This window comes from Acinetobacter radioresistens DSM 6976 = NBRC 102413 = CIP 103788 (assembly GCF_006757745.1).
GTDB lineage: Bacteria > Pseudomonadota > Gammaproteobacteria > Pseudomonadales > Moraxellaceae > Acinetobacter > Acinetobacter radioresistens.
In genome coordinates this window covers 259,294-272,335 of record NZ_AP019740.1, presented here as the reverse complement: position 1 = coordinate 272,335, position 13,042 = coordinate 259,294, and the positions used below count along the sequence as shown (strand labels likewise).

10 protein-coding genes are annotated in these 13,042 nt (G+C 39.6%); 7 read left to right on the top strand and 3 right to left on the bottom strand.

Annotated elements, in window-relative coordinates; translation table 11 throughout:
• The first annotated feature begins 288 nt into the window (after positions 1-288).
• The 3 genes from fadB to ACRAD_RS01255 all read left to right on the top strand — a co-directional run bounded on the left by fadB (position 289) and on the right by ACRAD_RS01255 (position 4,642).
• Positions 289-2,439 carry a fatty acid oxidation complex subunit alpha FadB gene (gene fadB / locus ACRAD_RS01265; RefSeq protein WP_010700180.1) on the top strand — a complete coding sequence of 717 codons (2,151 nt, stop codon included), beginning with the start codon at positions 289-291 and terminating at the stop codon, positions 2,437-2,439.
• A 12-nt stretch (positions 2,440-2,451) separates the two neighbouring features.
• Positions 2,452-3,624 carry an acetyl-CoA C-acyltransferase FadA gene (fadA, locus tag ACRAD_RS01260; protein ID WP_005017032.1) on the top strand — a complete coding sequence of 391 codons (1,173 nt, stop codon included), beginning with the start codon at positions 2,452-2,454 and terminating at the stop codon, positions 3,622-3,624.
• Between the two features lie 169 nt (positions 3,625-3,793).
• Entirely contained in the window at positions 3,794-4,642 is an 849-nt protein-coding gene (locus tag ACRAD_RS01255; RefSeq protein ID WP_016801148.1) for a lipoprotein, read from the top strand.
• 92 nt (positions 4,643-4,734) lie between these two features.
• On the opposite strand, the gene ACRAD_RS01250 is transcribed toward ACRAD_RS01255, so the two are convergent.
• Positions 4,735-5,484, bottom strand: coding sequence for a hypothetical protein (locus tag ACRAD_RS01250; RefSeq protein ID WP_005023040.1), 750 nt, complete (start codon positions 5,482-5,484; stop codon positions 4,735-4,737).
• 202 nt (positions 5,485-5,686) lie between these two features.
• On the opposite strand from ACRAD_RS01250, the gene ACRAD_RS01245 reads away from it, so the two are divergent.
• The 4 genes from ACRAD_RS01245 to ACRAD_RS01230 all read left to right on the top strand — a co-directional run bounded on the left by ACRAD_RS01245 (position 5,687) and on the right by ACRAD_RS01230 (position 9,290).
• On the top strand, positions 5,687-6,394 hold the full coding sequence (locus ACRAD_RS01245) for a DsbA family oxidoreductase (protein ID WP_005023037.1): 708 nt from the start codon (positions 5,687-5,689) through the stop codon (positions 6,392-6,394).
• A 628-nt stretch (positions 6,395-7,022) separates the two neighbouring features.
• The gene (locus ACRAD_RS16715; RefSeq protein ID WP_392388351.1) at positions 7,023-7,244 is read left to right on the top strand and encodes a hypothetical protein; all 222 of its coding nucleotides are present in this window, start codon (positions 7,023-7,025) and stop codon (positions 7,242-7,244) included.
• 306 nt (positions 7,245-7,550) lie between these two features.
• A complete protein-coding gene (locus tag ACRAD_RS01235; protein WP_005023032.1) occupies positions 7,551-7,880 on the top strand; it encodes a hypothetical protein in 330 nt (109 codons plus the stop codon).
• A 255-nt stretch (positions 7,881-8,135) separates the two neighbouring features.
• Positions 8,136-9,290 (top strand): hypothetical protein, encoded by a 1,155-nt coding sequence (locus ACRAD_RS01230; RefSeq protein WP_016801146.1) that lies wholly within the window; start codon positions 8,136-8,138, stop codon positions 9,288-9,290.
• A gap of 352 nt (positions 9,291-9,642) precedes the next feature.
• Here the strand turns inward: ACRAD_RS01230 and htpG are convergent, their stop codons facing one another.
• Both htpG and ACRAD_RS01220 read right to left on the bottom strand, forming a co-directional pair.
• Positions 9,643-11,565 carry a molecular chaperone HtpG gene (htpG, locus tag ACRAD_RS01225; RefSeq protein ID WP_005023027.1) on the bottom strand — a complete coding sequence of 641 codons (1,923 nt, stop codon included), beginning with the start codon at positions 11,563-11,565 and terminating at the stop codon, positions 9,643-9,645.
• A gap of 609 nt (positions 11,566-12,174) precedes the next feature.
• Positions 12,175-12,774: an OmpW/AlkL family protein gene (locus ACRAD_RS01220; protein ID WP_005017049.1), complete on the bottom strand. Its 600-nt coding sequence runs from the start codon at positions 12,772-12,774 to the stop codon at positions 12,175-12,177.
• Between the last annotated feature and the right edge of the window lie 268 nt (positions 12,775-13,042).

Genomic DNA, 13,042 nt, shown 5'->3' with positions numbered 1-13,042 from the left:
AGATATTCTCTTATTTTCTATAAATAGTTTACATCAACTGATTAAAATAATAATTATTATAATTAATGACTTATTTCAAATAATCTATCAAAGATTTACTTATTGGAATCACAACCAGAATATTGTCCTTTAAAATTGATGACCCTTGCGTCACGGCTTGATACAACTTGTTATGTTCTTTTTGGATATAGTTATCGTAAGATTAGCGGAGCATCGATGTGTGCGGGAAATGTACACACGCTTCATTACATCAACTTAGAAGTCCTCCAAAATAAAGGAGATCAGGGCATGATCCACGCTGGCAATGCCATTACCGTCCAAATGCTTGAGGACGGGATTGCAGAATTCCGCTTTGACTTACAAGGTGAGTCGGTTAACAAATTCAACCGTGCAACGATTGAAGATTTCAAGGCTGCGATTGACGCCGTATCCGCTGCTGATATTCAGGGTTTAATCGTTACTTCAGGCAAATCTACATTTATCGTTGGTGCTGATATCACTGAATTCGGTGATAACTTTGCACAAGGTGAGCAGGCAATTGTTGATTGGGCGATGCCTGTCCATGAAATTTTTAACAGCTTTGAAGACCTGGACATTCCTAAAGTGGCTGCTATTAATGGCATGGCACTGGGTGGCGGTTTTGAAATGTGTCTGGTCTGTGACTACCGTGTCATGTCAGAACAAGCACAGGTGGGCTTACCTGAAATCAAGCTGGGGATCTTCCCGGGTTTTGGCGGTACAGTTCGTTTAAGTCGTGTTATTGGTATTGATAACGCTGTTGAATGGATGGCAACTGCTGCACCGAAAAAACCGGCTGCTGCACTAAAAGACGGTGCTGTTGATGCTGTTGTGTCAGCTGATAAGCTCAAAGATGCTGCTGTTGATCTGGTTAAGCAGGCTATTCATGGCCGTCTGGACTGGAAAACCAAGCGTCAGGAAAAGCTCGACCCTGTAAAATTGAGTACACTTGAGCAAATGATGGCGTTTAATACAGCCAAGGGTGCGGTACTGGCTAAAGCTAATCCGGCTCAATATCCTGCTCCAAAACTACTATTGGATTCTTTGCAGGCAGGTGCAAGCTTACATCGTGACGAAGCTTTGAAAGCTGAAGCTGAAGGTTTTGCCAAAGCAGCCATTACTCCGCAAGCAGGAGCACTTATTGGTCTGTTCTTAAATGACCAGGTTGTGAAAAAAGCTTCTAAACAGCATGAAAAAGGTGCACATCCTGTAAATCAGGCAGCTGTTCTGGGTGCAGGGATCATGGGTGGCGGTATTGCTTACCAAGCGGCAAGCAAAGGTACACCAATTATCATGAAAGATATTGGTAACCCGCAACTGGCCCTGGGTATGTCTGAGGCAAACAAACTGCTGACCAAGCAGGTTGAACGCAAGAAAATGAAACCTGCGCAAATGGGTGAAACCCTGGCACGTATCCGCCCGACTTTAAGCTATGAAGAGTTTAAAGAAGTAGATATCGTGATTGAAGCAGTCACTGAAAACCCAAGAATTAAAGAAGCGGTTCTGGCAGATACTGAAAAATCGGTACGTGAGAATACGATTATTGCATCCAATACTTCTACAATTTCGATCACGCGCCTGGCAAAAGCCTTACAGCGTCCGGAAAACTTTGTTGGCATGCACTTCTTTAACCCGGTACACATGATGCCACTGGTTGAAGTCATCCGGGGTGAAAAGACATCTGAAGAAGCAATCGCAACAACAGTAGTTCTTGCCCAGAAAATGGGTAAAACGCCAATTGTTGTTAACGACTGTCCGGGCTTCTTGGTTAACCGTGTATTATTCCCTTACTTCGGTGCATTTGACCTGTTACTTAAAGATGGTGCTGACTTCCAGCAAATCGATAAAGTCATGGAAAAATTTGGCTGGCCGATGGGTCCTGCCTACCTGATGGATGTTGTGGGTATCGATACCGGCGTACATGGTGCAGAAGTCATGGCTGAAGGTTTCCCTGACCGTATGAAGCCAGATTACAAAGGTTCTATCCAGACCATGTATGAAGCAAAACGCCTGGGTCAGAAAAATGATGTCGGTTTCTATAAATATGAGCTCGACCGTAAAGGCAAGAAAGCCAAAACTGTTGACCCGACTGCCTATGATGTCATTGCTCCGGTAATATCAGGTGAAAAACGCGAATTTGATCCTCAGGAAATCATTGACCGCATGATGCTGGCTTTCTGTAATGAAACAGTTCGTTGCCTGGAAGACAACATTGTGGCTACTCCTGCTGAAGCAGACATGGCGATGATCATGGGTGTAGGCTTCCCTCCATTCCGTGGTGGCCCATGCCGTTACATTGATCAGACCGGTGTTGCTGAATATGTAGCGCTTTGCGATAAATATGCGCACCTAGGTAAAGCTTATGAAGCGCCACAAATGTTGCGTGACATGGCAGCTAACAATAAAAAATTCTACGGTTAAGGAGTGACGTGAATGGCTACTTTAAATCCACGTGACGTTGTGATTGTTGATGGTGTACGTACAGCCATGGGCAAATCGAAAAACGGTATGTTCCGCAATGTACGTGCCGACACCATGTCTGCTGAACTTATCCGTGCACTAATGGTACGTAACGAATTCGACCCGAATGAAGTTGAAGACGTGATCTGGGGCTGTGTAAACCAGACCCTTGAACAAGGTATGAACATTGCCCGTAATATTGCTTTGCTGGCAGACCTTCCAAAAACTGTTGCCGGTCAAACCGTTAACCGTCTTTGTGGTTCTTCCATGCAAGCCATTCATACAGCAGCTGCACAGATTGCAACCAACCAAGGTGATATTTTTATCATCGGTGGTGTAGAGCATATGGGCCATGTAGGCATGATGCACGGTATCGACCTGAACCCGGCTGCTTCCAAGCATTATGCTAAAGCATCTAACATGATGGGTCTGACTGCTGAAATGCTGGGCCGTATGAACGGCATTACCCGTGAAGAACAGGATGCCTTTGGTGTGGAATCACACCGTCGTGCTTGGGCTGCGACTGAAAATGGTCTGTTCCAGAACGAGATTGTGGGTATTGAAGGTCATAATGCTGACGGTTATAAAGTATTGTGTGATATCGATGAAGTAATCCGTCCGGATGCCAATATTGAATCTTTCCGTGCTTTACGCCCAGTATTCGACCCTAAAGGCGGTACAGTCACTGCTGCAACCTCTTCTGCATTGTCTGATGGCGCATCTGCCATGTTACTGATGTCTGCTGAACGAGCTCAGTCTCTCGGCCTGAAACCACGTGCCGTAATTCGCTCTATGGCAGTTGCAGGCTGTGATGCTGCGATCATGGGTTATGGCCCGGTTCCAGCAACCCAGAAAGCACTAAAACGTGCTGGTCTCTCGATTGCTGACATGCAGACAGTTGAGCTAAATGAAGCATTTGCCGCACAAGGTCTGTCTGTACTGAAAGGTTTAGGCCTTTATGACAAACAAGACATCGTAAACTTAAGTGGTGGCGCAATTGCGTTAGGACATCCACTGGGCTGTTCTGGTGCGCGTATTACCACTTCTCTGCTGAACATTATGGAACAGCAAGATACACAAATCGGTCTTGCGACCATGTGTATCGGTTTAGGTCAGGGTATTGCTACCATTATCGAACGTGTTTAATTCTTAAAATACTAAACTTAAAGAAACCCTGCTCAATGCAGGGTTTTTTTACAATTTTTTTAATAAAAAACTTGGCTCTGCAACAAAAAGGAATCAATATCAATACTCAATGTGACGAATAATAACTTATTGCACATTTTTCTTTCACAATTAATCTTATATTTCTCAAATGAAAAAAATTTTATTCAGCTTAAGCTGTGCTGTAGTACTTACAGGTTGTAATACTATGGCGATTAAACCCGAAACACGTAGCGCTTTAGACCGTCAACAAAATGAGCTCCGACAATCTTCTGTAGCAATTTTAACTGATAGCTGTTTATCGCGTGCAGAGTTAGGGACTTCTCACATTATTGGTCAAGAAAGTGCTCAACTGGCCCTAGGCTTTAATGAGGCTCTTGCCCAGCAATTAAAAGAAGTTTCGGTTAATACAACTGTGAAATCAGCACCCTTCATTTGCGGTTTTATGCCAAAGAAACAGATAATAGGGTATGACATCCGTTTACATCCAAAGGATAAACGGCAGGAAATTAATCAGTTTCCTGTGCTTAACGCTTTAAATCACACTACGCCCAATCTATCTCAACAAGACACCCTTTTACGTCTGTTTGAAAAATTGAATAAAACCACTGTTTCACCCAACCAGAATACTTTTCAACCAGTCAATCTGGATTTATCTGCTGAAGATTTAAGTACGCTTAAAACCTTTACTCAGGCAGATAAAATGTTTGTTGTGAATATTTCCGGAGCTCAGCCGTCTTTCGGGCGTAAATTCTCACAAGCGACCTTGAGTGCAGGCGTATCACTGGCAACCATGGGAGCAGGCGCTGGACTAATTTATTATTCAATGCCGGTTGAAGGTCAACGTTATGCTTTAAATCTGATAGATCTCAGTAAAAATCAGATAGTGTGGCATCAACAAAATAACTTTGCTGGAAAACTTTATAAAGTAGAGAAAGTGGATTTTGTCGCGCCTAATTTCCTGGATCCACTTTTCCCTGCTACAGTCGCGAAAAAATAAATCGCCTTTTATTTTAACCCTAAAAAAGAATCATCCCTGAACACTACAGGGATGATTCGAGCTAGAAATAACATGATTTCGAGGTTCTTAAGCTATAGTTCTTGCTTCAAGGCTTCGACATTTTTCTGTTCAATCTTTTCGATTTCAGCATTAAGCTGTAATACTTCCTGATATAAAGTGTTGAACTGTTTTACCTGCTCATCTTCATAAAACAGAATTGTTTCACCTTGCTTGACCCATTTGTACTTTTTCAACATTTCAAACATGGCTTCTGCTTTTTCTAGAATTTGTAGTTCTAACTGAAAAATTGCCTGATCTTCGTCACTTTTCTGGCTACGTTCGAGCTTGGTAAGCATAGCTTTACGCAAATCAGTACGAATGGGTAACTGCTCTACTTTTTCTAAAGTCTGCTGTTTAATCTGGCTGGTTTGCTGCTGATACTGCTGCGAAATCTTGCGAACCTGCACCAGCATTTGCTCAGTTTCCTTATAATTCTGTTTCCGGTCTTTATCGAGCCGGTCTACATCCAAAAAATCAACCCAGTCAGATTTCTCCAGTTCCCGTAAATAACGGTTACGTGCCTCTGCACTATTTACCCAATAACTGAGCAAAGTATCAGCCATGAGCTGGTAATCTCCGGACAAACGCTGGTCTTTCGTTTGTAAATGTATAGGGGTGGTCCAATCTTGAGCCTGAAGATACAGCTGCTGCATTTTTTCAGTCATCACTGTTTCAAACTGCTGTGCCTGTACCTCATCCTGACGCTGTGCTGAGTACTGATAAAATAATAGAGCAAATATCGCAAAGGTCACTACACCTAAAATCATGAATATACGTGGCATATTTAGCTCCAGTGACCGCTTCATTTTTATACTAACCTGAATCAGAACACAGCACTGTTTGACTTTTATGACTAAAAACAGTTCTTTATATTTTAAAAAATGAAGGAATCCGGGCTGACTTGCATTTTATTACAGCCTCTCTCTTTAAAAGCGCTCATGTCGCCCTTATCATTTGAAATGAAGCATAGAAAAGAGAAACAGCATGCGTGTAGATATCTGGTCAGATGTAGTCTGTCCTTTCTGCTATATCGGAAAGAAACGTTTAGAGTCGGCAGCTGAACAGGCAGGAGTCGAACTTGAAGTCTATTGGCATAGCTATGAGCTTGATCCAGAAGCACCAGTCAAGCATGAACAGTCCAATACAGAGCGTCTGGCCCAGAAATACGGGCGTACAGTTGAAGAAATGGAAGAAATGCAGCAAAAAATTGCTGCTATGGCCGCAGAAGAAGGAATTGAATTTAACTGGAAACAGGCCAACTCAGGTAACACCTTTGATGCTCACCGTATTATCCATCTGGCCCAGAGTAAAGGTTTAGGCAATCAGGCCGAAGAAGCATTTTTCTATACTTATATGACACAGGGCTTAGCCATTGGCGAGCGCGAAACAGTAGAAGATGTGGCAGCGCGGATCGGGTTAGATGCAGCGGAAGTCGAATATGTACTAGATACTGATACCTTCGCAGATTTTGTGCAGCATGATGAGAAGCTGGCTCGTGAACAGCTTAAAGTTACGGGCGTTCCTTTTTTTGTGTTTGACCAGCGTATTGCTCTGGCAGGTGCACAGCCACGTGATGTGTTCATACAAGTTTTTGACCAGGTTTTAAAGACACAGCAGGAAACAAGTATAAATCAGCCAGAAGATGGCGTAGTTTGTACCGATGAGAACTGTGAGATACCTGATCAAAAATAATTTCATTAATAAATCCCCACAAGCTGGGGATTTTTATATAAAAGTTTATAGATCTAATTTATTTTACTGACTTTTAAAAATAAATTATTAAAAATACTTAAGATATTTATAATATTTAATAATTTTTATTTTCTAATGTGGATTAAAATCTAATAATAAAAATTAAATTTCTAATTTTTAAATTTATTTTAATATTAAAACAACAATTTAAACTTAAATATATTTAAATTATAATTTATCCTGATTTCAATAAGTCATATATTACTTACCAAAATTTAAAATAACTTTAATATAGCTACAAGAGACACTTTTTATTAACTAAAAGCAAGGTCAATATAACAGCACTTCAACATTAAAATTTTCTATTTTCCTTAATATAGATGACTAACCTGTTTTATTTTTACATGAGGGAAAATATATGACTACTGCAAAAAATGATAGCAATACTTCAAATACTCATGCATCTACACAACATGACAATCAGCAAGACTCAAGCGTAATGAACAATGTCATGGAAAAAGTAGATCAAATTAAAGAAAAGGCACAAGATAGCCTAGAGAAGATCAATAAAGATGCAGCAGAGCATGGTGGTGTAACCAATATGGTTAAAGATAAAGTAACTCATATGATGGATAACGCTGGTGGTCAAACAAATAATAAAGGCAAATCTGGCTATGACACATCTGCTGGCAAAAAATCACGTTTTTCCCCTACAGTTAAAGGTGTAATGATTGGTGCTGTAGCCGGTAGTGTATTACCTGTATTTGGCACATTTAGTGGTGCGATTATTGGTGGTATTGCAGGTAAAATGTATGACCGTCGCTGCAAGATGAAACTATCTCACTCTTAATTCTGTGAACTGAATAATAATTTAAAATCAGCTGTATCTCTTTCCTACTCCTCATCCCCCCATGAGGAGTTCTTTTTATCTAGTTAGCCATTTTTTGAGCAGTTTGATTTTTATATAACTTCTCACGCGAACATAGTTAACATCAGCATCTGTAGAGCAAATGTAATTAATGTCCGTTTTTTAGACAATTTTATAAAGTTGCGGCTTTTTAAAACAGCAATTCAGATAATGAAGTATTAAAATAAACCTTACTGTTAAGATAGTCACTCTTATACAGACCGTTTTTTTTAATGAAGGAATTTTTTCATGGGCTTTATGAAATCTGTAGTTGCTGTTGCCATAATTATGGTATCGGGACAGGTATTGGCTGCAGGCGAAGCTATGAATACTCAGCCCATAACAACAGAAGGCAAGGTATCCGATAATCAACTACAGAATAAAACCCGTTCAGCGGCCAAATCTGAACTTTCGGTTGAAAGTAGCAAGCAAGAAGCACAAGCTCCTTTGAGCAAAACAGAACAGGAAAAACAGAGAGCGGCGGCTCAAGAACAATTAGAAAAAATGAAAGAAAAAACAATTGCTGAAAGCTCACCTAGAAAAGGCTTTTTTCAATGGTTTAAGAAGTCTGCTGTCTAGTTATTAGAAAATTTTTAAAGAGAGCCATATTATTGGCTCTTTTTTTATAAGCGTCTTTAGATTTAGCGTTCTATACTGCCAGCTTATAGGCTCATAAAATGGGCTTAATTTAAGAGTCTATAACATATAAATTAGTCTAAATGCTCTAACGTTAAAAGAATAAAGGATTTTTTTTTATTTTGTAGCTATATCTTGCATTTATAGGACAAATCAACAAAAGTGTTAGCCGACAAATGTAACAATAATGATTTTACAATGAAAAAACTTAAGGTTTTAAATTTATTTTTACAAGGGCTAATCTTTGCGGCTGGGGCATTAGGTAGTGCATATAGCTTTGCTGAAACTAAAACAGCCACTCTTCCCTACGCCAATTATCTAGGCGATAAAAGTCAGGATAATGAACCTGACTTGCCTGTTGAAGAGCGGGGACCAGAATGGCTGGACTATATCCCATCATGGGTAGATAAAACGCCTACTCTATTACCCAAGCAGTCTGATGAACCTATTGTGCCTCCAACCGAGGTAACTGAAGACAAAAGTTGGGCCGACCGCAAACAACGTCAGATCCGCAACTGGGCTGATAGATCTTCAAATAAAATTGATAACTGGTTTGGTGAGACAGATCCAAACAAACCAGCAGATGCAACACTACGAATTTTAATTGATAACCGCTGGGATAAACATGATGGCTATGAAATTAAACCGCGTATTCGGGGTAAAATTAATTTGCCCACCTTGGAAAAACGTTTAAGCATTGTATTTGGTGATGAATCTCTTGATAACGAGATTCGTAATAATGTCGCAATTAGTAATGAAAACCGTAATGAGCCGGGTAAATCTCTTGATACGCGTCGTACCCGTGAAGAAAATTCTTCTCTTGCTTTACGCTGGTCGAATTTTGCCAAGCGCCTACCCTTTGAAATTGATGCTGACTTAGGTATCCGCTCAGGTGATGATATCTATGCGCGGATAAAGGCCGAACGTGATTGGCAACTGCGTAATGATTTTACTTTCCATGCTGAACAAATCTATCGTTATGGTATCGACAGTGAAAATTATTTAAGGACCAATCTGGAACTGGTGCATGCCCGTCCAGAGCAACCTGTGCTTGCTAACCAGTTTTCACTGGTCTATGCCGATGAACAGGATGATGACCTCACTTGGGACAACCGGGCCTATCGCGAACACCAGTTCTTTGCCGGAAACCGTTTTAACTATGGTCTTTATACGGGCGGTTTTTATAATAATAGCGACCTGCGTTTAAACAGTTGGGGGCCCTTTATTTCATGGCGTCAACCGCTTTGGCGTGAATGGTTCTATGTACAGGGAGACCTGAATTATCAAAATGATCAACGTGAAGACCGGAGTCATTACTTAAGTACACTGGTCCGTCTGGAAGCAATTTTTTAATTTAACAGTAAATTAATAGGTAGAAAGATATTGTATAGGTCTACAGGAGTCATTAAATATAATACGCTGCTATATATAGGAGTGTATTCCAATATTATGAGTCTTCATAGAAACTTATTTAAATATCCAGTTTATAGAACTTAAAGGTTTAGTTTTTTAGTCATATTAATAGATATTAGTGTGGCTAAGATGATAAGGTAATCACTAAAATTATATTACCCCTATTAATTCTATAATTTGAATTGATTTTATAGATTATTTATTTAAGCCTAAGCTGAATGAAAGTTTATAAATAGATTTATAACCACACCATATAAAAAAGCCTCCCAAAGGAGGCTTTTTTATAAAAATTTTATTTCAGTAATAAACTGTTGATACGTTTTAGATAGGCTGCCGGGTCTTCCGGTAAGCCCCCTTCTGCAATCATGGCCTGATCAAAGATTACGTTTGCCAATTCATCAAACTGCTCAGTATTTTCAAGCTTTTGTACCAGCGGATGTTCAGGGTTAATTTCCAGAATTGGTTTGCTCTCTGGAATAGGCTGCCCAGCCTGTTTCAGCATACGAATAAGTTGCGGAGAAAGCTCACCTTCAGCTGTAACCAAACAGGCCGGTGAATCAACCAGACGCGTAGTTACACGGACTTCTTTGGTTTTATCTTTCAAGGCTCCACTCAGCTTTTCTACTACCGGCTTAAGCTGTTCCTGTGCTTGTTCAAGAGCTTTCTTCTCTTCTGCATCCTGAAGATCACCCAAGTCCACTGCCCCTTTGGAGATATTCTGCATCGGCATACCATCGAACTCATTTACAAAGTTCATAGCCCATTCATCAACACGCTCAGACATCAGCAGAACTTCAATTCCTTTCTTTTTGAATAATTCCAGCTGAGGTGAGTTTTTGGCAGCAGTTAGACTATCGGCAGTAACATAATAAATTGCCTTCTGACCATCCTTCATGCGTGCTTTATAATCTGTCAGAGAAGTGGTGATTTCATCATTGTTTGAAGTTGCATAGCGTAATAGTTTAAGAATACGCTCACGATTGCTGAAATCTTCTCCTAAGCCCTCTTTCAGCACTGCACCAAACTCAGTATAGAACTGCTTAAATTTTTCCTGGTCTTTTTCATCTTCAGATTTAGCCAAGGCATCAAGCATGGTCAAAATACGGCGCGCATTGCCTTCGCGGATGGTTTTAACATCACGGCTTTCCTGTAGCAATTCACGACTCACGTTTAATGGAAGGTCAGCACTATCTACCACGCCCTGTACAAAACGCAGATAATTTGGAATCAGGTTATCTGCATCGTCCATAATAAAGACACGCTTTACATAGAGCTTGATACCAGCTTTGGCCTCACGAGTGAAAATATCATGTGGTGCTTTACTCGGTACATATAACAACTGGGTATATTCGGTACTGCCTTCAACCCGGTTATGTGCCCATGCTAAAGGAGCTTCAAAGTCATGCGTTAAATTTTTATAAAATTCGATATATTGCTCTTCGGTAATCTCGTTTTTATTACGGGTCCAAAGTGCGCTGGCTGAGTTGATAACTTCCCATTCATCAGTTTTGACCATCTTGCCACCCTTGGCTTCTTCACCTTCGGTCGCTTCTTCTTCCTGCCAGACTTCTTTTTGCATCTGTATTGGCAGGCTGATATGGTCAGAGTATTTATTCACAATCTGTTTAACTTTATAGCTTTCCAGATACTGCAACGCATCTTCACGCAAATGCAGAATAATATCTGTACCGCGAGATACTTTTTCAATTTGCTGAACTTCAAATTCACCAGTACCACCGCTAATCCAGCGTACGCCTTCATTTGCTTCGGCACCAGCACGGCGCGATTCTACTGTAATCTTGTCTGCTACAATGAAACCCGAATAAAAACCGACACCGAACTGTCCAATCAGCTGAGCATCAGATTTTTGATCGCCTGTCAGTTTAGACATAAAGTCTTTCGTACCTGATTTGGCAATCGTACCCAGATTATCAATCGCTTCCTGCTGACTCAGACCGATACCGTTATCAGAAATGGTTATGGTTTTATTGTCTTTATCCAAACTGATACGTACATGCAGATCTGGATCGTTTTCATAATATTCAGGATGGTTGATACCTTCAAAACGCAACTTGTCACAGGCATCTGATGCGTTAGAGATCAGTTCGCGAAGAAAAATTTCAGGATTGGAATAGAGAGAATGAGTAACCAGATGTAATAACTGGGCTACTTCAGCCTGAAAGCTATAGTTTTGTGATGTGCTTTGTTCACTCATGATTCACTCCTTCAGATAAGCAGTCATTTTTATTGAATGCCTTATCAATGGAGTGTGGCTTATATTTTTCAATAGATCCGGGTAAATATTTTTATTTTAAAAAGGTCTTTGTGGGTATGACTATAATCTGTAGCCCTCCGGTTGCTGTAACTTGTATACGTCCTGAAAGCATGCGATAGAGGCAACATACTGGTCACGCAGATACAACTATTTCACCTATTGTTTCTAAATAATGGCAGGAATAGCCATCAGTACTCACTGCTTCACAACAGAATAAATTATCGCTATTTTATTATTCGCATCAGGTAGAGTCTGGTATTGGCAGATGATAGGCTCACTTGAAGTCTGAGTTTTTTCATAAAAAGAACTATGGCAGTAGTGTAAAACTGATATTTCTAAAAATAGTCAGACTGCAATCACATATTTCAATTTAACCGCCTCTTATCTGAAATTAATTTAAAACCGGATTAAAAAGAAACTCTATAGATTAGGGGCAGTGATTTTTAATAAGAATAAAATGAATAAAAGCTCTGAATGATTTTTAATCTTTTTATTGTGTTATACCCTGACGTCCTGTCTGGGTATATGGGTTTTACATATTTCAAAAATTTAGAATTTATAGCTATAGCCGAGTGTATAAACCCACGGATTAATATCCAGCGTACCAATATCTGTACCATTTAAACTCAAGTCAGATTCAACCTGTGCATAACGTACATCGACAAATACTCCCCAGTTTTGTGCATCAGCAGGCTGGAAATTAAAGCCCACCTGTCCGGCTACACCATAGGTCACATCAGCTTCAAGTTTTGCATCAGAACCTTTGAGTTTTTCATCCCATGGCACGGCTACTGTGGCACCGATGCCAACATAAGGTGTAAAACGGCTGGCATTCTTGAAATTATATTTTGCAGTAAGCGTTGGTGGTAAATGTTTAAAACTGGCTTCCCCTACATTTTCCAGAATAACATCATGTTTAAATGGTGTAGCAAGCAGAAGTTCTACAGAAAAAGGGGAATCTGCAAAGAAATATTCTACCGATGGAGTAAAACCAATTTCATTGCTCACGGTTGCTGTTGTGTTTGCAATCGTCCCATTATCATCATTTTGAGGAGCCAATACACTAGCGCCCATTTTCACTTGCCAGTCCCCAGCAAACACAGAAGTAGATAATCCCAGCAAAGCAAAAACAAGTATATTTTTTAACATATTTAAATCACCTCAACAATTAACATTTTTATAATAATCGTGTGTATTAATAATATGCAATAGCATAAATAATATAAATTTTATTTTATTTACATTCCATTGATTTATAATGTTTTTATTTTAAATTTACTAAAATACTAGGTTTTAAATTAAAAGAAAAAATATTAATCCGAGTAATACAATATAGTTTATTTAAAATATATATTATCAATATAATTATTTATAGGCTTAATTATTCATATTAATTTAATCGGATTTATTTTAATTT

What these genes read in the sequence shown, in the direction of transcription:
- ACRAD_RS01245 (WP_005023037.1), top strand. Translation starts at nt 5,687, where the DNA reads ATGCGTGTAGATATCTGGTCAGATGTAGTCTGTCCTTTCTGCTATATC.
- ACRAD_RS01235 (WP_005023032.1), top strand. Translation starts at nt 7,551, where the DNA reads ATGGGCTTTATGAAATCTGTAGTTGCTGTTGCCATAATTATGGTATCG.
- fadB (WP_010700180.1), top strand. Translation starts at nt 289, where the DNA reads ATGATCCACGCTGGCAATGCCATTACCGTCCAAATGCTTGAGGACGGG.
- fadA (WP_005017032.1), top strand. Translation starts at nt 2,452, where the DNA reads ATGGCTACTTTAAATCCACGTGACGTTGTGATTGTTGATGGTGTACGT.
- ACRAD_RS01250 (WP_005023040.1), bottom strand. Translation starts at nt 5,484, where the DNA reads ATGCCACGTATATTCATGATTTTAGGTGTAGTGACCTTTGCGATATTT.
- ACRAD_RS01255 (WP_016801148.1), top strand. Translation starts at nt 3,794, where the DNA reads ATGAAAAAAATTTTATTCAGCTTAAGCTGTGCTGTAGTACTTACAGGT.
- ACRAD_RS16715 (WP_392388351.1), top strand. Translation starts at nt 7,023, where the DNA reads ATGGATAACGCTGGTGGTCAAACAAATAATAAAGGCAAATCTGGCTAT.
- htpG (WP_005023027.1), bottom strand. Translation starts at nt 11,565, where the DNA reads ATGAGTGAACAAAGCACATCACAAAACTATAGCTTTCAGGCTGAAGTA.
- ACRAD_RS01230 (WP_016801146.1), top strand. Translation starts at nt 8,136, where the DNA reads ATGAAAAAACTTAAGGTTTTAAATTTATTTTTACAAGGGCTAATCTTT.
- ACRAD_RS01220 (WP_005017049.1), bottom strand. Translation starts at nt 12,774, where the DNA reads ATGTTAAAAAATATACTTGTTTTTGCTTTGCTGGGATTATCTACTTCT.